The 20,240-nt window shown below is 70.4% G+C and carries 19 protein-coding genes and 4 pseudogenes; 14 read left to right on the top strand and 9 right to left on the bottom strand.

Annotated elements, in window-relative coordinates:
- Positions 1-155 precede the first annotated feature (155 nt).
- Genes IE257_RS06520 through IE257_RS06510 form a run of 3 tightly spaced genes read left to right on the top strand, consistent with a single transcriptional unit; the run spans position 156 to position 1,302 of the window.
- A complete protein-coding gene (locus tag IE257_RS06520) occupies positions 156-497 on the top strand; it encodes a phage holin family protein (RefSeq protein WP_189965566.1) in 342 nt (113 codons plus the stop codon).
- Positions 494-1,039, top strand: coding sequence for a hypothetical protein (locus IE257_RS06515; protein ID WP_189965563.1), 546 nt, complete (start codon positions 494-496; stop codon positions 1,037-1,039). Before IE257_RS06520 ends, IE257_RS06515 begins: the two co-directional genes overlap by 4 nt.
- A complete protein-coding gene (locus IE257_RS06510) occupies positions 1,036-1,302 on the top strand; it encodes a DUF4235 domain-containing protein (RefSeq protein ID WP_189965561.1) in 267 nt (88 codons plus the stop codon). Before IE257_RS06515 ends, IE257_RS06510 begins: the two co-directional genes overlap by 4 nt.
- Positions 1,303-1,577: 275 nt before the next feature.
- On the opposite strand, the gene IE257_RS06505 is transcribed toward IE257_RS06510, so the two are convergent.
- A complete protein-coding gene (locus IE257_RS06505) occupies positions 1,578-2,201 on the bottom strand; it encodes a flavodoxin family protein (RefSeq protein WP_189965559.1) in 624 nt (207 codons plus the stop codon).
- A gap of 108 nt (positions 2,202-2,309) precedes the next feature.
- Positions 2,310-2,801, bottom strand: a pseudogene (locus tag IE257_RS06500) (aldehyde dehydrogenase); the annotation flags it as partial.
- Positions 2,802-3,158: 357 nt separating this feature from the next.
- On the opposite strand from IE257_RS06500, the gene IE257_RS06495 reads away from it, so the two are divergent.
- From IE257_RS06495 to IE257_RS06485, 3 genes and pseudogenes are all read left to right on the top strand, one after another.
- Positions 3,159-3,968 carry a hypothetical protein gene (locus IE257_RS06495; RefSeq protein WP_189966272.1) on the top strand — a complete coding sequence of 270 codons (810 nt, stop codon included), beginning with the start codon at positions 3,159-3,161 and terminating at the stop codon, positions 3,966-3,968.
- Positions 3,919-4,326 carry a hypothetical protein gene (locus IE257_RS06490; protein WP_229920160.1) on the top strand — a complete coding sequence of 136 codons (408 nt, stop codon included), beginning with the start codon at positions 3,919-3,921 and terminating at the stop codon, positions 4,324-4,326. Before IE257_RS06495 ends, IE257_RS06490 begins: the two co-directional genes overlap by 50 nt.
- Positions 4,272-4,793 (top strand): annotated as a pseudogene (locus tag IE257_RS06485) (IS5 family transposase); the annotation flags it as partial. The gene IE257_RS06490 and the pseudogene IE257_RS06485, both read left to right, overlap by 55 nt.
- A gap of 15 nt (positions 4,794-4,808) precedes the next feature.
- Here IE257_RS06485 and IE257_RS06480 read toward each other — a convergent pair.
- From IE257_RS06480 to IE257_RS06460, 4 genes are all read right to left on the bottom strand, one after another.
- Complete coding sequence (locus IE257_RS06480) at positions 4,809-6,398, bottom strand: phytoene desaturase family protein (protein WP_189965557.1); 1,590 nt, start codon at positions 6,396-6,398, stop codon at positions 4,809-4,811.
- Complete coding sequence (locus IE257_RS06475) at positions 6,391-6,843, bottom strand: SRPBCC family protein (protein ID WP_189965555.1); 453 nt, start codon at positions 6,841-6,843, stop codon at positions 6,391-6,393. Before IE257_RS06475 ends, IE257_RS06480 begins: the two co-directional genes overlap by 8 nt.
- A gap of 109 nt (positions 6,844-6,952) precedes the next feature.
- Positions 6,953-7,282, bottom strand: a complete 330-nt coding sequence (locus IE257_RS06470; protein ID WP_189965554.1) for a plasmid stabilization protein — start codon at positions 7,280-7,282, stop codon at positions 6,953-6,955.
- Between the two features lie 581 nt (positions 7,283-7,863).
- Positions 7,864-9,069, bottom strand: coding sequence for an amidohydrolase (locus IE257_RS06460; protein ID WP_189965552.1), 1,206 nt, complete (start codon positions 9,067-9,069; stop codon positions 7,864-7,866).
- A 169-nt stretch (positions 9,070-9,238) separates the two neighbouring features.
- On the opposite strand from IE257_RS06460, the gene IE257_RS06455 reads away from it, so the two are divergent.
- The gene (locus tag IE257_RS06455) at positions 9,239-10,159 is read left to right on the top strand and encodes an SDR family oxidoreductase (RefSeq protein WP_189966205.1); all 921 of its coding nucleotides are present in this window, start codon (positions 9,239-9,241) and stop codon (positions 10,157-10,159) included.
- Between the two features lie 428 nt (positions 10,160-10,587).
- On the opposite strand, the pseudogene IE257_RS06450 reads toward IE257_RS06455, so the two are convergent.
- Positions 10,588-11,332 (bottom strand): annotated as a pseudogene (locus IE257_RS06450) (SDR family NAD(P)-dependent oxidoreductase).
- Between the two features lie 56 nt (positions 11,333-11,388).
- Between IE257_RS06450 and ligD the strand changes: the two are divergent.
- Both ligD and IE257_RS39330 read left to right on the top strand, forming a co-directional pair.
- Positions 11,389-12,285: a non-homologous end-joining DNA ligase gene (gene ligD / locus IE257_RS06445; protein ID WP_189965550.1), complete on the top strand. Its 897-nt coding sequence runs from the start codon at positions 11,389-11,391 to the stop codon at positions 12,283-12,285.
- Between the two features lie 169 nt (positions 12,286-12,454).
- Positions 12,455-12,730 (top strand): annotated as a pseudogene (locus IE257_RS39330) (DUF5133 domain-containing protein); the annotation flags it as partial.
- Here IE257_RS39330 and IE257_RS06435 read toward each other — a convergent pair.
- Both IE257_RS06435 and IE257_RS06430 read right to left on the bottom strand, forming a co-directional pair.
- Positions 12,679-13,569, bottom strand: coding sequence for an SDR family oxidoreductase (locus IE257_RS06435; protein ID WP_189965548.1), 891 nt, complete (start codon positions 13,567-13,569; stop codon positions 12,679-12,681). The pseudogene IE257_RS39330 and the gene IE257_RS06435 overlap by 52 nt on opposite strands.
- Positions 13,570-13,738: 169 nt before the next feature.
- Positions 13,739-14,017: a GlsB/YeaQ/YmgE family stress response membrane protein gene (locus IE257_RS06430; protein WP_189965547.1), complete on the bottom strand. Its 279-nt coding sequence runs from the start codon at positions 14,015-14,017 to the stop codon at positions 13,739-13,741.
- Positions 14,018-14,297: 280 nt separating this feature from the next.
- Here IE257_RS06430 and IE257_RS06425 point away from each other — a divergent pair, with 280 nt between their 5' ends.
- The 5 genes from IE257_RS06425 (at position 14,298) to IE257_RS06405 (ending at position 20,234) form a co-directional block, all read left to right on the top strand.
- Entirely contained in the window at positions 14,298-14,852 is a 555-nt protein-coding gene (locus IE257_RS06425) for a cysteine hydrolase family protein (protein ID WP_189965545.1), read from the top strand.
- Between the two features lie 28 nt (positions 14,853-14,880).
- A complete protein-coding gene (locus IE257_RS06420) occupies positions 14,881-15,282 on the top strand; it encodes a SpoIIE family protein phosphatase (RefSeq protein ID WP_372452946.1) in 402 nt (133 codons plus the stop codon).
- Between the two features lie 30 nt (positions 15,283-15,312).
- Positions 15,313-15,567, top strand: coding sequence for a DUF5133 domain-containing protein (locus IE257_RS06415; RefSeq protein WP_245384618.1), 255 nt, complete (start codon positions 15,313-15,315; stop codon positions 15,565-15,567).
- 729 nt (positions 15,568-16,296) lie between these two features.
- Positions 16,297-18,078 (top strand): N-acetylglutaminylglutamine amidotransferase, encoded by a 1,782-nt coding sequence (locus tag IE257_RS06410; protein WP_189965541.1) that lies wholly within the window; start codon positions 16,297-16,299, stop codon positions 18,076-18,078.
- Between the two features lie 38 nt (positions 18,079-18,116).
- Entirely contained in the window at positions 18,117-20,234 is a 2,118-nt protein-coding gene (locus IE257_RS06405; protein ID WP_189965539.1) for a S9 family peptidase, read from the top strand.
- Positions 20,235-20,240 lie beyond the last annotated feature (6 nt).

Raw genomic sequence — 20,240 nt, 5'->3', positions numbered from 1 at the left:
CGGACTCCCGCGTAGGGCTGCTGCTCGTGGAGCGGGTGTTGTGGCGAAGTCGGGGTAGGCGCGCCTCGACCACAGCATGCACCTCGCAACGAGGAGGGATCCGCGATGGCGGCTCGCAGCACAGTTCGGCACCAGCCTGCCCGGGACTTTCGGCCATGAGTACGACGATCGTGCGGCAGCGCCAGGTGGTGGCCGACTCGGCGGGTGCACTGGTCTCGCATGCTTTTCGGCAGACCGCCGAGTTGGTCCGTAAGGAGATGGTGCTGACCCGCGCGGAGATGACGCGGAAGGGCAAGTGCTACGGAACGGGCGGCAGTCTCTTTCCTGCGGTGGGCGTCCTCGGTCTCTTCACCGCCCAGGCCTTGCTGGCGACGTGCATTGCCGCCCTCGCCCTGGTCCTGCCGGTGGGGGTGGCAGCTTTCGCCATCACCGGCACGCTAGCGGCAGCAGGCGCGGTGACTGCGCTCGCCGGGAAGCGGCAGATCGCACTCCGATGAACGACCGACCCCGATCCGCCCCCGGCGCTCCCGCCTCCGAGGCGCCCACCCCCGCAGAGCCGAGCGAGAGCGTCGAACGCACGCGCGACGAAATCGGCCGGAACGTCGAGGCTCTGGCCGCCAAGGCCGCCAAGGCCGCCAAGGCCGCCAAGGCCGCCAAGGCCGCCAAGGCCGCCAAGGCCGCCAAGGCCGACATCAAGGACGAAACCAAGGAGAAGACCGCCGTCATGAAACAGCAGACAGCCGAGAAGGCCTCACTGATCGCCGACCAGTTCCGCGAAAAGGCGGGACGAGCTGCCCAGCTGGTACGGGACAGGACCCCCGACCCGGTCCTGGACAAGACCGCCCAGGCCGCCGCGCAGGTGTGGGACGGCGCGACCCGCGCCGGCCGGTACGCGGCGGACAAGGCCCCGGGGCCGCTCCTGGAGAAGGCCGGCCGGGCCGCCGCGGTCGCACGTGGCAACCGCACTCCGCTCCTGGTCGCCGGCGCTGTGATCATCGCGCTGGTACTGGCCCGTCGCAGCCGTGGACGTCGCCGATGAAGGCCTCCAAGCTTGCCTACAAGCCCGTCAGGCTCGCCCTGGGAGCGGCGAGCGGCATGGTCGCGGGCGCCGCGTTCAAGCAGGCCTGGAAGGTCATCGAAGGGGAGGGTGACACCCCGGAGGCCACGGACGAAGGCCGCACGTGGAAGCAGGTCCTGCTTGCTGCGGCGATCCAGGGAGCGATCTTCGCTGTGGTCAAGGCCTCGGTCGACCGATCGGGCGCCGTAGCCGTACGCCGTTTGACCGGCACCTGGCCTGGCTGAACACCAGCGGCGGTGCCGGCCTTCTTCTGGTGGCGGGCATGCACGCCCGGGGTCTGCCAGGATCTCGCGGCGCTGTGCGACAGGGTTCTGTGCGGCCGGAGGCGCCTCTGGCGCCTCCGCCTATTCGCGTACCAAAATGCACCGATCAGGAGGACAACGAGAATCACTCCTTCGCCCCCTTCTCCCGCCGACTGCCCCTCGCCGCCCCCCGAGGGCTTGCGGGTGGGCGGCGAGGGGCGGTCGTTCAGCCGGGGCATGCAAGGGCGGGGTGCGGGTCAACTCGCCGGGTAGGGGGCTGTCTTGAGGCGTCGGGCGAGGTGGGCGGAGTTGGCCGCCAAGGTGGCCGTGGCGGCGGCGGTCTTCTCGGGGGTCTTGTCGAGGTCCTGGTAGTCGGTGCCCTGCATGGCTTCGCCGACCCAGTAGGTGACGGCGTTCGGTGCGAGGGAGAAGCCGACGTCGTTGAGGCCCTGGAACAGGTCGGCGCTGACCTTGTGGGCGCCGTCCTCGTTGCCCACGACGCACACCGCGGCGACCTTGCCATAGGTGAGCATGCGGCCCTCGTCGTCGCTCTCGCCGAGCTCCGCGTCCAGGCGCTCCAGGACCCGCTGGGCGATGCTGGACGGGTGGCCGAGCCAGATGGGCGTCGAAAGGATCAGGATGTCGCATCCCAGGATGGTGTCCCGGATCTCCGGCCAGGCGTCGCCGTCGCCCATGTCGGTCTTCACACCGGGCTTCACGTCGTGGTCGGCGATCCGAATCGTCTTGCCCGTTACACCGTGCTCTGCGAGGGCGGTCATCGTCTGCTCGGCCAGCAATTGGGAGCTGGACGGAGCGGGCGAGGACGAGAGGGTGCAGACGAGCGCGACAGCACGGAGCGGAGTGTGAGTGTTGAGGTCCATGATGTCCGGCTACCCGCACCCCCCGCTTTGATGTCGTAAGCGGCTCCATCCATCCGCTTTGGCTCATTCAGCCGGGGGTCGCCCTCGGCCGCTGCGACGTCCATGGGCTCAAGACTCGAGCGCCCGTTCCAGCTGCTGCTTGTTCATGTGGGAGCGGCCTTCGATGCCCTGCGCCTTCGCTTCCCGGCGTAGTTCCTGCAGCGTGTGGTGGGAGGAGCCGCCCGCGCTACTCCGGCTGCCGTAGGGGTGGAGGACGACCTTGGTCCAGCCGTCGTCACGGTTGTCGAAGTGCTCGTACGCCGATGAGGCCTCGTCGAGGGTGAGTTCGTGGGGGACGAGGAAGCTCGGCTCGGCCCTGCCGCCGGCGATCAGGTCGCGCAGGGCCCGGTTGTAGCGCTTGACCGGCGCCTGGCCGGTGCCGATCCGCCGGCCCTTGAACCAGAGCATGCCGAAGTCCAGCGGTACCTTCCCCTGGGCTTCGAGCTCGCCCTGGGCCTCGGCGCCGCCCGGGCCCTCGGGCAGGAACACGCCGACATCGCCGATGCCACCGGTGAACCGGACCGAGTCGATGAGTCCGTTCATGGTCAGGGTCGCGTCTTCCCCGTCCGCGGTCCTTCGTACACTGCCGCTTTCATGGTTCGGTCGTCCTTGCCGACGCCACGCGCTTCGCCGGACTGTCCATGACGGGTGGTGCCATCTTCGGGGGTGTTGGCGCGGTCGGCCTTGTCGGCGACTCGACCGTTGGGCGACGCCCGGCTGCCGACGCCTGACGTCTCTCCTGTCCCGTCTACCCCGACCCTGCTGACACACCACGCCGGCCATGCTGAATCGAGGAACCTCACGTACTGGCGACGCTCTGCCAGCCCGACCGGAGATCGGCCAGGAGGCGGCCGGCATCCGTGAGCAGCGTGCCCTGTAAAGCGTGTACGGCCGGAGAGGCATCCGGGGTGGTCCCTTTTGCCGCTGCACCCGCTCGAGTTCTGCGGCTGCTTCGTCGATCTGCGTGTCGAGGAGGTCCGGGTCGGTGGGGGACTCCTGGCCGATCTTTTCCATCGCGGTGGCCACGGCGCGCAGGACAGCGCTGAAACGGGGCCGGAAAGGGGCGGGGAGATTCCCGAGTTCCCCACTGCCGAGGGCGTAGTCAAGGGTTCGGGTCATGGAGCGCAGGTGGTCCATGCCGCGTTCGGCGACGGTGATCGCTTCCCGGGCGCGGGGAAGGGCCTTGTCGGAGTCGCCGAAGGCCCGGCGGGGGTTCATGCGGCCGTTTTCGATCTCGGTATCGATGGCGTGCCGCATGCGCTCACATTCGGCGGACAGTCCGTGCCAGTCGCGTCGCCACTGGCGCAGGTGGTCCCGGGCGGGATCGCTTGCTTCGAGGGTGTCGGCGAGGTCGGTGAGGCGCTGGGCCATGGCGGTGTAGAGATCGGTGACGGCTTGTTTCCGATGGTGGGTGTGGCGGGCGGGAGCGAGAACGAGATGGGTGGCGAGGCCGCAGAGCGCGCCGATGCCCACGGCCGCGGCCAGGTGACCGATGTAGTCGATCTGCCCTTGGCCGGAGGAGAACGCGAAGAAGCCGACGACGGCGACTTGGGTGCCCTGCTGCCCGAAGCGCCGGGCTTTGCCGACACAGAGGGCGACCAGGGTGAGGATGCCGAACGTCCACCCGTGGATCCCGGCCGAGGCCGCCAGGGATGCGGCGAGCGTGGCCCCCGCTGCCATGGCCAGCACGTACTGGAGGCAGTCGCGCACCGAGGTGTCCTGGCATGACGTGGACCCGGACGCGGACCCCCGCCTGCTGTTCGGACTCACGGAGTTGAGCTTCGGGACCCCAAACGGACTGTGGCCGATCGCCAGCACCGACCGAGGCGAGACACTGTTCCTCGTAGCTGTGGACGAAACGCACCTTCGGCTCTTGGTCGAAGACGGCGAAGGCGGTTGGGCGCAGTACGACATGAGCTTCGCCGAATGGCTCTACCGCTACCTCATCGGCGAAGACATGGCCGGCCCCGACACCGCAGCCTTCTATCCCGGACCGGTACAGCTGCGCCGACTTCCGATGGCCGCCGGCGAACGGCCAGAGCCCTGGAGCGGACCGGACCGCGGCATGACCTGCGCGAGATCATGAACGCGATCCTCTACGTGGACCGTACCGGATGCCAGTGGGCGTATTCCCGCATGACTTCCCACCGCACCAGAGCGTCTACGGCTACTTCGCCAGATGGGCTGGCGAGGGCGTGTTCGCCCAGCTCAACAGCCTGCTCAGGCAGCCTTTGCGGGAGAAGGGAGGGCGGAATGCCGAGCCGTCTGCGTGCGTGATCGACGCTCGGAGCGTCAAGACCTCCACCAGCGTTCCTGCCGCCGGCCAGGGCGTCGACGCGGGCAAGAAGATCGCGGGCCGCAAACGCAGCATCGTCACCGACACCCTCGGCCTCCTCCTCGCCGTGCTGGTCACGGCGGCCAGTGTGCAGGACTCCGTGGCGCACCCGCCTCGTCGACCAGGACGCCGCCGACCACCCGTCCATCCGCAAAGGGTGGGTCGACGGCGGATACCGCCAGCACCTCGCCGAGCATGCCGCCACCCTGGGCATCGACACGTGGCCATGTGCGTCAAACGCGTTGGGCGCGGTGGAGGAGCGCGTGGAGGCCGTGTGCGCGCAGGGCGGCCCGTGCGGCGTTCGCACCGGGTGCTCCGTGGACGCCGCCGCCGGGGTGGGCGGCCGCGGAGGCGAGGTAGAGGCCCTTCACGGGGGTCTCCGGGCGGCCCGTGCCGGGAGTGGGACGGAAGATCGCCTGCTGGTGGAGGGCTGTGGTGCCGTTGTTGATGGCGCCGTTGTGGAGGTTCTCGTCCATGGCCTGGAGGGTGGTGGGAGCCAGGATTCGGCGGGCGCCGATGAGCGCGCGGAAGCCGGGTGCGAACCGTTCCACCTGTGCTTCCATGCGGTCGGCCATGGCTTCCTGTTCGCGGGCGTCCCAGCGCCCGGTGATGCGGTCGGGACCGGCGTCGGAGGTGATGTGTTGCGGGAGGTGGGTGTAGGCCCACGCCGACTCGGTGCCGGCGGGTGAGCGGCTGGGGTCCGCCGTGGTCATCTGGCCGAAGAGGGCGAACGGCTCGTCGGGGACCTGTCCCATGGCGATCTGTGCGGCGAACCGGGTCAGGCCGTCGACGCCGTCGGCCAGGTGGACCGTCCCCGCGCCGGTGGCCTGCGGCGCCGTCCACGGCACCGGGCCGGTCAGCGCCCAGTCGACCTTGAACGTCGCGAAGTCCCACTGGAAGCGTTCCAGGTCCCGCAGGAGGCGGGACGGCAGGTGCTCCTCGCCCACGAGGTCCCGGTACAGGGCCAGTGCCGACGTGTCAGCGAGCACGGCCCGCCGCGCGCCGACGGTCTCCCCGCCCGCGGTCCTGACACCGACCGCCGTGCCACCGCGCAGGACGACGGACGCGACACGCTCCCCGCAGCGCAGGACACCTCCCCGGCGCCGCAGCCGACTCACGAGCGCCGCGGTCAGGGCGCCGGCGCCGCCGACGGGTACGGGGAAGCCGTGGCTCTGGCCGAGCATCGACATCAGCCAACCGAAACCACCGCTCCCCGCAGCCTCCGGAGCCAGGTCGGCGTGCAGGGCGTTGCCCGCCAGCAGGAGCCGGCCCCCCTCCCCGGCGAACTCCTCCTCGCCCAGGCGGCGCACCGGCAGGGCCAGCTTCCGGGCCAGCCGCAGGCCCCCGGAGGTGCGAAGTCTCGCTGCCAGCCGGAGCCCGGAGCGGACCGGGGGGAACGGCGTGAACAGGGCCTGTACGAGGTCCGGCCCCACCCGGATCCACGTCCGGTACATGTCCTCCCAGGCGTGGGCGTCGGCAGCCTCGAAGCCGGCCAGGCTGGCGCAGGTGCCCTGTACCCGTCGCTCCAGCACCGCGCACCTGCCGTCCGTCAGCGGGTGGGCCAGGACGGAGGGGGCATGGCTCCAGCGCAGCCCTTCGGCGGCGAGATCGAGACGCGCGAGGACCGGCGAGGCCGCGGCCAGCGGATAGAAGGCGCTGAAGACATCCGAGACGTAGTCCGGGTGCACCCCGCGGTCACTGCGTACGGCTCCTCCGGGCTCCTCCTGCGCCTCCAGGACCTCCACACTCCACCCGGCGTCGAGCAGCAGGTTCGCGGCCACCAGTCCGTTGGGCCCGGCGCCGATCACCACCGCGTCAGGCACGAAGCACCTCGTCCCGCTGCTGCTCCACGATCCGGGCCAGCCGGGCCAGCATGCCCCGGTGCCTGAACTGGAGGGCTGTTTCGATCACGGAGTTGTGCAGGGAGCCGCCCAGGCCGCGCAGGGGGTGCTCGTCGCAGATGACGAGGGTTTCTTCGCCCCACGGCCGGAGCTGGAGGAAGATCCTTGCTGTGCCGAGGGCCTTGAACGACGCTTCCAGCTCCAGCTCCTTGCCGAGTTCCCTGTGGCGTACCGTTGTCACCCCTTCGGTCGACCAGGGGCCCACCCGCACGGTGTAGCGGAGCCGGGATCCGACCTCCGGCCAGAGCTGATCGAGCGGTGTGGACTCGGACGGACCCACCACCCACTCCCCGTACAGGGTCGGGTCGGCGAGGACGGCCCACACGCTTCGAGGGGGGCGCCGGATGAGCTGATGACGGACGGCCACAGGGACTCCTCCTGTTTCCGGAGAGGTAGGGATACGGCACACCGCGCGGTAGGACCTGAGCGAGCGGAAGGGGGTCGGGCCGGCCCCGGCCCGACACGGCGTACCGCGGTCAGTGATCGAGTGCGTTCTTGAGCTGCTGCTTGGTCATCGTGGAACGGCCCTCGATCCCGCGCTTCTTCGCCTCCTGGTAGAGGTCGTCCTTGGTGCGTTCTGAGGAGCTGCCACCGCCACGGGACTTCTCGCCGCCGCGCTGCGAGGCGGACTTGCCCTGGGTGGAACTGCGGCTCGCTGTCTTGCTCTCCCCTGATTGGGCGCGTTCCTTGTTCACCGTCCGGGAGGCCATCTCCTTCGCCCGGCCCTCCGACATACCGCGCTTCTCACCGGACTCCTTGATGTGTTCGTACTGACGCTCGCGCTTGGGGTTGGACCCTCGGGGCATGACGGAACCCTTCATCGACAGTGTGGTGTCACGGCCATGGTGCGCGTACCCCGACCGCGCCGCATCTCACGCAATTCGGACCAGGAGCTCTCGTCGCGAGGTCGGGCCGTGCCGTTCGTTGCGGCACATGGGAAGACCGGATCCGATCGTCCTACGGGATGTGTGCGGGCGCGTTGCTCCGGGGCCTCTGCCAGGCTCGCACTGTGCCCGCAGGGCAGTGCGTCGCGGCACACGCGTACTGGTTGCACTGCCGTATCGGCGGAGGACCTCGTGCAGACGTTCCTTCCGTTTCCCTCGTTCGACGCCTCGGCGGCTGTGCTGGACGTACGAAGGCTGGGCAAGCAGCGGGGCGAGGCCGTGTAGGTGCTGCGTGGCCTGGTCGCGCCGTGGCTGGACGCGCCGGACTTCCGTCGAAGCCATCAGTCCGCGCTGGTGCGCAAGGCCCCGGCCTTCTATCGGGAGACGGAGGGGGTGTCGTGAGCGGCGGGCTCTTGTGCGGGGGAGCGGAAGGGTCCCCGGCCCGGGACCGCAGTGCTCTCGTACGGCCGGTCGGGACGTGATTGTGGGCCGCGGCCCGGGCGTCAGAGGCCCGCCGCCGCCTTCTCCCGCTGGCGGGCCCAGGCCCGGGCGGCGATTCCGGCGTCGGTGAGGACGTCGGCTGCCGTGCACGCCAGGGCTTCGGCGGCCGCCAGCATCACCTCGCGGCCCCGTTCCGAGGCGGCGGCGCGCGCGAAGGCGGGGGTGTGGTCCGAGGCCTCGCCGCCCAGGATGGCGACGAACGGATGGATGGCGGGGACGCGGCTGCTGACGTCGCCGATGTCGGACGAGCCCGGGAACACCCCGCCGACGGGCTGGGTGAGTCGGATGCCGGAGCGTGCGATGTGCAGGCCGAACCGGTCCGAGAGGACGTCGTTGTCCCGGAAGTGGGCGTAGCCCCTGCCCAGGCGGGTCACCTCCACCGTGGTGCCGGTCGCGGCAGCCACCCCTTCCGCCCAGGCGCCGATTTCGGCCACCAGCGCATCGAGGGCGGCGCTCGTGGCCGCACGCAGACCGAACAGGCCTTCGGCGAAGGCCGGCACGATGTTGGTCGCGCTGCCGCCCTCGGTGACGATCCCCTGCACGTGTGAGCCGGACGGCAACCGCCTGCTCATCACGGCGGCCGTGTTGAACAGCTGGATGAGGGCGGCCAGGGCATCGATCCCGCGGGTGGGATCGCCCGTCGGATGCGCTGCCCGGCCGTGAAAGCCCACGCGCACCTGCGTCTGCGCGGTCAGCGGCGCCCATGACCAGTCGTGCACGCCGGGATGGAACATCAACGCAGCATCCACACCGTCGAACACCCCCGCCTCGGCGAGAGCGACCTTGCCGCCGCCCCGCTCCTCCGCCGGCGTCCCCACGGCGAGCACCGTGCCCTCGAACTCGTCCTCCAGGACACTGCGCAACGCCAGTGCGGCACCGAGCCCGGCCGCGGCGATCAGATTGTGTCCACATGCGTGTCCCAGGTCAGGCAGCGCGTCATACTCCAACAGCAGTGCCACGCACCGACCCCGCCCGCCTCCCGCACGAGCCACGAAAGCCGTGTCGAGTCCGGCGGTCCCCGGCTCGACGGCGAACCCCGCCCGCCGGAGTTCGTCAGTGAGCAGCCGGGCCGCGCGGTGCTCCTCGTAGGCGAGCTCGGGGTCCGCGTGCAGGGCGCGGCTGACGGCCCACAGCTCGTCCGCCCGGCGGCCGCATTCCCGCCGTAGTCGCGCGTACAGCTCATCGGATGGATCGCGCACGTCGCCCATGTCGCCTCCTCGCATCCCCGTGCCCGCTTCTGTCCAGCGGGCGGCCGATTACGCGCGTTTGCGCCCGGCCGTGAAGCCCTCGGTCTGCGGGTGACTGCTCAGCAGGCGCATCCTGGAAACAGGAGGACCGGACGACACGGTTACGGATGGGCGGTGGCGCCACGTGGGCATGCGGAGGGACAGCCGGCCCCTGCGGGGCCGCACGGTCGTGGTGACCGGAGCGGCGCGCGGGCTGGGAGCGGCCCTGGCTCGGGCGTTGGACGATCGGGGTGCGCGAGTGGCCCTCCTGGGCCTGGAAGGAGCACGCCTCCAGGAGGTGGCCAGTTGCTTGCGCAACGAATCGGCCTGCTGGGAGGTCGACGTGACCGACGATGCGGCCATGGCCGACACGGCCCGACAGGTCCGCACCCGCCTGGGACCGGCCTCCGTAGTGGTGGGCAATGCAGGCGTCGCCGAAGGGGGCCCCTTCGCCGACTCGGATCCGCAGGTCTGGCGGCGTGTCATCGAGGTCAATCTCATCGGCAGTGCGGCGACAGCACGCTGCTTCCTGCCCGACCTCCTCGACACGCACGGCTACTACATGCAAGTCGCATCCCTGGCGTCCATGGGGACGTCCCCCCTCATGAGCGCGTACTGTGCCTCCAAGGCGGGCGTCGAGTCCTTCGCGCACGCCCTGCGCGCGGAGCTCGCCCACCGAGGTGTGGCAGTCGGCATCGCCTACATCAACTGGACCGACACGGACATGGTCCGGGACGCTGACCGCTATGCCGTCCTGCGCGAACTGCGCGCCCACATGCCGGCGCCCGCGCGTAAGGTGTACCCGGCGGCCCAGGTCGCCGACCGACTGGCTACCGCCGCGGAACGACGGGCGACGTCCGTCTACGTGCCCGCCTGGCTTCGTGCCGTGCAACCGGTACGGGCCTGTCTCCCGGCCGTCGTCACTCACGTCGCCCGCACTGAACTGCCGCGCCTCGAGCGTACGCAGCCCTTCGAAGCCACCGGCCTGCTGGGCGCCGGCGGCCACGCCGACGAACGCCGCGATACCGCGTGGCGTTCGGAGCGGGGGAGTGCGGACCGACCCGGCCGGTAGACATGCGGTATGTCAGCTGAGCCGTCCGGGGCGCGGGGCCGGTCGTGAGACTCCGTACGAGTCGCCCAGATCGACCCGGCTGTGCCCGTCGGCGCGCCGGCGGATTCCGCTTCGTCGAGTCCGAGGGCCACCGCATCACGGATGAGTCGGAACCTTCCCCGCCGGCTGCCGGAGCGCGGAGGCACGCGCCGGCCGCGAGGTGAGCCGGTACCTCGCCCCGGCTGTGTGCCGTGTGCCGTGCGCCTCACGTCGACCCGCCAGTGATCGAACTCTTCGAGGACGGCGTCACGATTCGTCCCGCGCTCGACGCGCTCGACGCGAGCGCCGAGCGCGGGGCGGGGACCGTGCGACGCACGGCGCCGTGGAAGAGGCCGTACGCCGCCTCCTCACCCGGGGCAGCCTGTGAGCAGACCAGAACGGCGTCCCGATCACCCTCCGGCCCCCGAACCGGGTTCCGCCATGCCGCGGTGAGCCTGCGCCTTGACGCTGTCGGGCAGGACTCGATTGGCCAGACCTTGCGCCTTGGTCTTCCAGGAGCCGGCGACGACCTTGTCCTTCCCGGCCATCATCGCCTCGAAGCCCTGCGCGGCCACCTGGGCCGGATCGTCCTTGTCCGCCTGGCCGACCTTCGTGTCCAGCATGTCGGCCCGCTCGAAGAACTCGGTCTCGGTCGGACCGGGCATCAACGAGGTGACGGTCACCCCGGTGTCCTTCAGCTCGTTCTGCAGTGCTTGTGCGAACGACTGGAGGAACGATTTGCTCGCGTTGTACACGGCCTGGAAGGACCTCCACCATCCCTGGCAGCAGTCGTTTGGCCAGGTGGACCGTGGATGTGATGTTCAGGTCGATGATCTCCAGCTCGTCCGCCAGATCGGTCTCCAGGAAGGCGCCGCCCTGCCCGACGCCGGCGTTCAGCGCGGCCGCCGCTACCGGCCGCCGGGTGGCCGTTATGGCACGGTGCAGGCTCTCCACGCCCTCCCGGGTGGTCAGATCGGTCCGGATGGCCTCCACGCGTGTGCCCTGGGTGACCAGCGTCGCCGCGGCTGAGGCGAGGGTGTCGTCCTCGGCCGCGATGATCAGGTCGAATCCGTGTGCGGCGAATTGTCCTCGGGGAGGCGGTGTTCCAGAGCATTCCGGACGTGCCAGGGCCGAAACCGGGTATCCGCACCGCATACACGCGTGAGAGGCCGAGTCGTCAGGACGAGAAGACACCATGCGAGGGAGGCGGAGTGAGCAAGACGAAGATCCAGGCCGGGCGGCGCACCGTCGAGATCTCACGGCCGGAGAAGCTGCTGTTTCCCGCGGACGGAATATCCAAGGGGGACCTGGTGGACTACTACCGTGCCGTGGCGGCACGGATGGTGCCCCATCTGAGGGGCCGCCCGCTGATGCTGGAGCGCCACCCGGACGGGATCGAGGGGCCGGGGTTCATGCAGAAGGAAGTGCCGGACCATTTCCCGGACTGGATCGACCGTGCCGAACTGCCGAAAGAGGCGGGCACCGTCACCCACGTCCTGTGCGACGACAGGGCGAGCTTGATCTATCTGGCCAATCAAGGGTGCATCACTCCGCACCGCTGGCTCTCCAAGGCGGACCGGCCCGACCACCCGGACCGAGTCGTCTTCGATCTCGATCCGGCCGATGAGGGATTCGCACCGGTGCGGCAGGCCGCGCATTGGCTCCACGAGCTGCTCGAAGAACTGTCACTGCCCTCGCTGCCGATGACCACCGGCTCGCGCGGTATCCACATCATCGTCCCCCTGGACCGCAAGGCCCCTTTCGAGGAGGTGCGCGGATTCGCCCGCGATCTCGCCGAGAAGCTCTCCTCCCGTCACCCCGATCAGCTCACCACAGCGCCGCGCAAGGAGGCCCGTAAGGGCCGGCTCTACCTGGATGTCCAGCGCAACGGGTACGCCCAGACGGCGGTAGCGCCCTACGCGGTCCGCGCGCGGGCCGGCGCCCCCGTTGCCGCCCCCATGGAGTGGGGCGAACTCGACGATCCGGCTCTCGGCGCGCGCCGATGGACTCTCACCATGGTCGAAGATCTCCTGAAGCGCGACCCGTGGAGCAACGCCCCACGCGGTCGGTCCCTCGCGGTGGCCCGCCGTCGCCTCGCCGAAATCTGACTCCCACCGCGAGCCGGGGGCATCCTGGAGATCCCCCCGGACTGCGGCCACGTCCCGGCGGATCGTCGCTGACGCGGCTCGGTCCGCCGAGAGCCGGCCCCGACGGGGTGCCTGCGGCCGATGTGCGGAACCGTCGGCCGCCGGGCCGTAGGCACCCGACGAGGCGGGCGTACGTGGCGAACTCGAGGACGCGGCGTACACCCTCTGCATCCTGATGGAGCAACGGAACGCGCATGGTGCACTGCTGGCGGCCGAGGGGCTGATTGCCGTCAATCGCCTCGACGCCCCGGTAGGCCGTCCGCCCCAGCGTGGTCACGGGCCGCGAACGACGATCGGCCCAGGCGAGTCGGATTTTCCAGCCCGGTGGCCTTGCAGGGTCCGGTCCGGTCCGGGTCAGCGGAGAGGCGTGCCGCCGGTGGCGTTGACGACCTCTCCGGTGATGTAGCTCGCCTGGGGCGAGGCCAGGAACACGTAGGCGGGAGCCATCTCGGCGGGCTGGGCGGGCCGGCCCAGGGGTGACTGCTCGCCGAACTTCGTCGCGTCGGGCATCGTGGCGGGGATCAGCGGCGTCCACACGGGCCCGGGTGCGACACCGTTGACGCGGATGCCGCGCTCGGCGAGCATCTGGGCCAGTCCGTGGGTGAAGGAGATGATCGCCGACTTCGTCATCGCGTAGTCGAGGAGATGCGGGCTCGGCTGGTAGCCCTGCACGGAGGTGGTGTTGAGGATCGAGCCGCCACGGGGCATGTGTTCCAGGGCCTTACGGGTCAGCCAGAACATCCCGTACAGGTTGGTCTTCATCACCCGGTCGAACTGCTCCGTGGTGATGGCTTCGATGCCGTCGGGCTGAGACATCTGGTAGGCGGCGTTGTTGACGAGGAGATCGATGCGCCCGAGTTCGTGCACGGCCCGGTCGATCAGGGCCGCGCACTGCTCCTCGTCACGGATGTCACATGCGACCGGTACGGCCTTGCGGCCCGCCGCGCGGATCAGGCGCGCCGTCTCGGCAGCCTCGTCCGCCTCTTCGGGGAGGTGGGTGAAGACGATGTCCGCACCTTCGCGGGCGAACGCCAGGCAGACGGCCCTGCCGATGCCGGAATCGCCGCCGGTGACGACCGCCGCCCGGTCGAGCAGTACGTCGTGCCCCTGGTACGAGTCCTCGCCGTGGTCGGGTGGTGGCTGCATCCGCTCCGTGGAGCCGGGATGGTCCTGCTCCTGGTCCGGAAAGGGAGGGCGCGGGTGGAGTGTCACCGGGTCGGGGAGCTGGGGCTCTTCCTGGGGCATGGGATCTCCGTCGGGCCCTTCTCGGGCGGATCGGGGGTGTGACGTCACGGTCATGGTGTGCGCATCCGCATCTGCCCGCCATCTGACGGCGTCGGTCGGCCCTGCGCATTGGGCGTGGACGGCGTTCCGGAGGCGAGGGGCGTCCTACGCCGACACACCGCGGCCGCACTCAGGCATGTCGGTGAGAGTGCCGGCTTCCGATGGCCAGGCGGTAGAGGGCCAGGAGGATGATGGAGCCGATGATGGCGGCGATCCAAGTGGAGAGGTCGAAGAAGCCGTCGATGGAGTCGACGCCGAAGATGACCTTGCCGAGCCAGCCGCCGAGAAGGCCTCCCACGATGCCGATGAGCATGGTGACGATGATGCCGCCCGGGTCCTTGCCAGGCATGATCGCCTTGGCGATGAGGCCGGCAAACAGACCGATGAGAATCCACGCAACGATGCCCATGATGCGTCTCCTGCTTCTTGAGATGAGGCCAGGGTCACATAGCTTCTGCACGCGTCTCGCGCTCTCAAACGTGCGCAGCGCGCCGCGGCCCCAGAGCCGCTGGCCCGCGATCATGACGGTGGTGGGGCACCTCGTGAGCATGTCTCATCGGCTGCACCGCCCCGGATGACAGAGACTGGAATCAGCAGACCAATCGAACCTCGCGAGCCCGCGCCCACGGCGGTCCGCCGCCGACGGACGGTCACAGGCTGGATGGACGGGACGAAAGGCGGCGGCTTCCATGCCTCGCACAGCGCTCATCGTGATCGACATGATCAACACCTACGCACACGAGGACGCCGAGGCCCTGGTCCCGTCCGTCCGTCAGGCGCTGCACGGGGTCACGGCACTGTTGAAGCACGCCCGGGCCAGCGACTCGCCCGTCATCTATGTGAACGACAATTTCGGGGAGTGGCGCTCGCACCACGGCGAGATCCTTCGGGCTGCCCTCGACGGCCACCACAGCGCCCTGGTGGAGCCGGTCGCGCCCGACGAGAACTCGCTCTTCGTCGTCAAGGCGCGGCACTCGATCTTCTACGAAACCCCTCTGGCCTACCTGTTGGGCCAACTGGGGACCGAGCGCCTGGTCCTGTGCGGGCAGGTGACCGAACAGTGCGTGATGTATTCGGCTCTGGATGCCCACATCCGGCACTTCGACGTCGTCGTAGCGGCTGACGCGGTCGCCCACATCGACGCCGACCTGGCCGAGGCGGCCCTGCGGATGATGCGTTGCAACATGGCCGCAGACATCTGCGCGGTGGACGACATCACCTTCGATGCCCGGCGTGTGGAGTGAACAAGGTGGGTGACGGCGTCGCTCGCCCGTGAAGAGCCGCCGGCCGCTGTGCCGAGACCAACTGGAACCCGGTGACCGGTTGGTGTTTCACACGGACGGCATCACCGAAGCCCGCCGGGCAGGCAACGAGGAATGGGGCCTGGCCCGCTTCACCGACTGCCTCATCGGCCGCCATACGACCGGGACGACGCGTCGGTCCTGTTCTGCGAATGGCTCGGTCCCCTCCCGCAGGCGACCGGGCGGGCCGCAGCCCCGGCCGGACTTACGCCGACCGCTCCTGGCACAGGCCGAGCGACAGCGCGGCGAACCGCCGGTCAGCACTGACCCATCGGTGACCGTGCGGAAGCGGGGTTTCGCGACGACGCCTGCGGCGCATGGGAAGCCCGTTGCCGGGGCAGGCGACGCGTCGGGGGTGGCAGGCCGCCTGTGACTCCGACATGTGTGAAGGAGCGAGATCGTGATGTTGACTCACCCCGCTGTGCTGGCACGTCTCGTGGAGGAGTACGAGATGGAGTCGGAGCTCCGGGCCGCAGGTCCCCACGGACCGGTGCGGCAACAGATGGAGGACGTGGTCTACACGCTGTGCGTGTCGACCGGGACGTGTGACGTAGACGCAGCGCTGGCCGCGGCGCGAGAGCGGCTGCGTACCGCATGGTTCGATGACGCGGAGGCGGTGGCACGGGGCGGGCGGACCTTGAGCGGTGCGGCGGGATAGTTCGCCCGTTCCGTTCCGTTCGGTTCCGTTCGGTTCCGTACCGGCCCCGGTCGGGCCGGTACGGCGCCGCCGGGTCGGCGGCGGGGTGGTGGGCGTGCCGCCCAGACGGCAGTGGCCAGGACGGCGTCGATCATTTGCCGTTGGGCCTTCGTGAGGTACGCATCCTGTGCTTCCACCAGTTTGCTGTCGGGCGTTGCTGAGACCGGCGAGTCCTGGTCGGGCAGGCCGTCGCCGGGTACGTGGAGTTCAATGACCGGCTCACGGTCGACGGTCCCAGGACCGCACGGCCGATGCCGGGGGCGGTACGGGCCGGAGCCTCTACATCTTCTGCTCGTGCGGCTGGTCCAGCGGGGCTCACCTGAGTCCCAGGAACTCCACGAGATCGGTCCGAGTCGGACGGGGAACAGCAGCCGGGCGACCACGCCGAGAAGGACTCGAAGAACTGCAGGAACTCCACCTGCCAGTTCTCGGGTGACGCCCACGGCGAAGTCGGAGGTCGTCACGTGCTCACCCAGGCCGATCCGGGGGCGACGAGGAAGAGCGGCTGATTAGGGGGCGCCGGGATGGGCAGGCGCCTCATATGTCGATCGCCCGTTCGGGCCGGCCTTCCCATTGTCGGCCGAAGTGGCACGGGAGTGTAGTAATGGCGTACGTGACCAGGTGCTCCACGATGAGCGCGGCCCTGCGGGGGTGGCGCCCCCAGGGTGCCCTGCGCGTGGGGGGCTCCCCGTGTGCGGGTTGAGCGGGGAGGTGCGTTTCGATGGTCGGGGACCGGATCTCGCCGCTGTCGAACGCATGACCGACACCTTGGAGCCGCGGGGACCGGACGGCAGAGGGGCCTGGTCGCAGGACGCGGTGGCGCTCGGGCATCGGCGCCTGAAAATCATCGATCTTTCCGAATGGGGTTCCCAGCCCATGACGGATGCGCAGCTGGGACTCACCGCGGTCTTCAACGGTTGCGTCTACAACTACCGCGAACTGCGTGACCGCCTGGAAGGGCTCGGTCATCGCTTCTTCTCCCGCTCCGACACCGAGGTGGTCGTCAAGGCGTACGCCGAGTGGGGCTGGGAGTGCGTCGAGTCCCTCATCGGCATGTTCGCCTTCGCCGTCGTCGAGCACCACACCGGCCGGGTCGTACTGGGCCGCGACCGGTTGGGGATCAAGCCCCTGTACATCACGCAGGACAGCGACCGGCTGCGCTTCGCTTCCTCCCTGCCCGCACTGCTGGCGGGCGAAGGGGTCGACACGTCCCTGGACCCGGTGGCGCTGCACCAGTACCTGAGCTGGCACGGCACGGTCCCGGCGCCCCGCACGGTCCTGAAGGGCGTACGGAAGCTCCCGCCGGCCACCGTCCGCGTCGTCGAGCGGGACGGTACGCACCGTGACCACTGCTACTGGCAGCCGTCGTACACCCGGCACTCCGAGTTCGGCGAGGACCCGGTGCTCTGGCAGGAGGCGGTGCACGACGCGCTGCGCACGGCGGTGCGGCGGCGCACCGTCGCGGACGTCCCCGTGGGCGTGCTCCTGTCGGGCGGGCTGGACTCCAGCCTGATCGTGGCGCTGCTCGCCGAGGCGGGGCAGGAGGACATCCCGACCTTCGCGATGGGCTTCGAGTCGGAGAACGGGGAGGACGGAGACGAGTTCCGGTATTCGGACCTGATCGCGCGACGGTTCTCGACCGACCACCACCAGCTCATGATCCCGTCCGACCGGCTGCCGTCCGCGCTGGAAGCCGCGATCGGGGCCATGAGCGAGCCGATGGTGAGCCACGACGCCGTGGCGTTCCACATGCTGTCGGAACAGGTCTCCAAGGAGGTCAAGGTCGTGCTTTGCGGCCAGGGTGCGGACGAGGTGTTCGCCGGTTACCACTGGTACCCGCGGATCGCCTCGGCCGCCCGGCCGAATGCCGAGCGGGCGTACGCGGACGCGTACTTCGACCGGACGCACGCCGAACTCACCACCATGCTGCACCCCCGCCTCACCGCGGACCACGACGCCTCGCTGGAGTTCGTCCGGGCGCACATGGCCGCACCGGGGGCCACGACCGCACTTGACGCGACCCTCCGCATGGACGTCCACGCGCTCATGCCCGACGACCCCGTCAAACGGGTCGACAACATGACGATGGCCTGGGGCCTGGAGGCCAGGGTGCCTTTCCTGGACCACGAGCTCGTCGAGCTGGCCGCGGCCTGCCCTCCGCAGCTCAAGCTCGCACAGGGCGGCAAGGCCGTGCTCAAGGACATCGGACGCAAGATCCTTCCCCTTGAAGTCGTCGACCGGCCGAAGGGTTACTTCCCGGTCCCCGCGGTCCGGCACATGGCCGAACCCGTGCTCGCCCGTGTACGCCACGCCCTCACGGCCCCGGAGGCCCGCCGACGGGGCATCTTCGATCAGCGTCTGGTCCACGAGCTGCTTGAGGCACCCAACCGCCATCGCACCAAACGCGGGGCCAACACCCTCTGGCAGGTGGCGTCGTTGGAAATCTGGCTGCAGACGCACGGGATCAAGTGAGCGGTAGGCCTGAAGCGGAAGCCCGGGAGAGGCGGCCCATGCCCCTGGACCACACGAAACCCCTGAGGCGCGCGCACCAATCGCCCCGCGGGGCAGCCGGTCCCCCAGGTGCCGGAGGACTCCCGGCAGAAGACCCTCTGCCCGGTCCGGCCCCGGCCCCGGCGCCGGTTCGACTGCCCGGCCATCGTGGCGTCGACCCGCCGACCCTCCTGGCCGCCCACGGATGCTGGTACCCCTCGGCCGACCCGACGGGCGAGCACGTGGCGTTCATCTGCGACCGGGCCGGGGTCCCCCAGCTGTGGAGCGGGCCGGCCCGGGGGACGGAGGTGCACGTGCTGGACGGCGATCCCGACCCGGTGACCGAGGTGTCCTGGTCGCCGGACGGGCGCTGGATCGCCTACACCTCGGCGCCGGGGGGCGGCGAGCACACCCGGGTTCTGGTGGTGCGCCCGGACGGAACCGAACGCCAGGTGCTTGCGGGCGCGGAGCCGGGGAGTTCGGCCCACCTCGGATGCTGGACGCGTGACGGCACCGCCCTCGCCGTCACGGTCGCCCAGCCCTCCCCGCTGCGCTCGGAGCACGCCGGGCCGGGACACCTGCCGCCGGAAGCGGAGGGTGCGTCGGCGGCCGGCGGAAGGACACCGGGCGCGGCGTCGCCCGAACGCGACGGTCCCGCCCTCGGCCCGGCCCGGAGCGGCGGGCTGGCGGCCTATCTGGTCGACCCGGACGCAGCAACCGCACCGGTTCTGCTGTACAGCGAGGAGGGAGCTGCCTCCTTGCGCGTGTGCGACATGAGCGCGGACGGCCGCTTCGCGCTCGTCCGCCGCGGCCCGCGCGGCCGTCGGGAGGCCCTCGTACTCGACACCGCCGCGGGGCGCACCACCTTCGCCCTGCACGTCGCTGACGGGGACCCCTGGACCGGCCGGTTCTCCGCCGACGCGCGGACGCTCTGGCTGCGCAGCGACGCGGAGCGGGAGTTCGCGGCCCTGCTGAGAGTACGGCTGAACGAGGAGGGCAGGTCCCGGGGACTGTCCGTCGCCGCCGAGCGGGAGCAGTCCGCCCTCGATCTGCTGAGCGTGCCCGACCACGGCCGGTGGGCCGTGCTCGCCTGGAACGCGCACGGCGCGACCGAGCTGGAAACCGTGGGGCTCACCCTCGACCGTACGGACGGCGACATCGGACCGCGCCACCATCCCGTCCTGCCCCACGAGGTGGTGACCCGGATCGCGCCCGTGGAGCGCGGCGGGCTGTTCGCCGCCCTCTCGGGATCCCGGCGCAGGCCCGGCATCTGGGAACTGGACGAGGCCCTCGTCCCCGTGCGCACCGGCTGGTCGGCGCGGGACGAGGACGCGGTCCCGCCGGGGCGACCGCCCGTACGCCCGGTGCCCCTGCGCTGCGAGGCCCGGGACGGGCTCGTTCTCGGGGGCTGGTACTACCGGGCGCCTGAGCAGGACCCGGGCCGGCCGGCCCCGTGCGTGATCCACCTCCACGGTGGACCGGAGGAACAGGAACGGCCCGTGTTCAATCCGCTCTACCACGAACTCCTCGGCAGGGGGCTGGACGTGTTCGCCCCCGACGTCCGCGGCTCGTCCGGCTGGGGCCGGTCCTTCGTGGACGCCGACCTCGGCGCCGGCCGGTTCACGGCCATCGACGACGTCGCCGACTGCGCCGCACACGTGGTATCGCTCGGGTACGCCGACCCCCTGAGGCTCGGGGTGATGGGCCGCTCGTACGGCGGATACCTCACCATGGCTTCCCTCGTGTGGCATCCGGACCTCTTCCGGGCCGGGGTCGCGGTCTGCGGGATGTCGGACTTCGCCACCTTCTTCGCCGGTACGGAGCCGTGGATCGCGCAGTCCGCAGCCGCCAAGTACGGACACCCCCAACACGACCGGGAACTGCTGCGCTCCCTGTCCCCGATGAGCCGCATCGACCAGTTGCGCGCCCCTGTGCTGGCCGTCCACGGGGAGCACGACACCAACGTGCCGCCGACGGAGTCGGAGCAGTTCGTCCGCGCGGCGCTCGACCGCGGTGTGCGGGCACGGCAGCTGACGCTACGGAACGAGGGCCACGAATTCCTGCGGGCGGACAACCGGCGTCTCTACCGGCGGGCTGCCGCGGACTGGCTGGAGCGGCATCTCGGTCCGGCTGCGTGACGATGT

Origin of the sequence: Streptomyces avidinii (assembly GCF_014650695.1) — a bacterium.
In the GTDB taxonomy this organism is placed as follows: domain Bacteria; phylum Actinomycetota; class Actinomycetes; order Streptomycetales; family Streptomycetaceae; genus Streptomyces; species Streptomyces avidinii.
The sequence above is the reverse complement of the archived record's forward strand: the minus strand, read 5'-3'. Positions and strand labels throughout refer to the sequence as shown.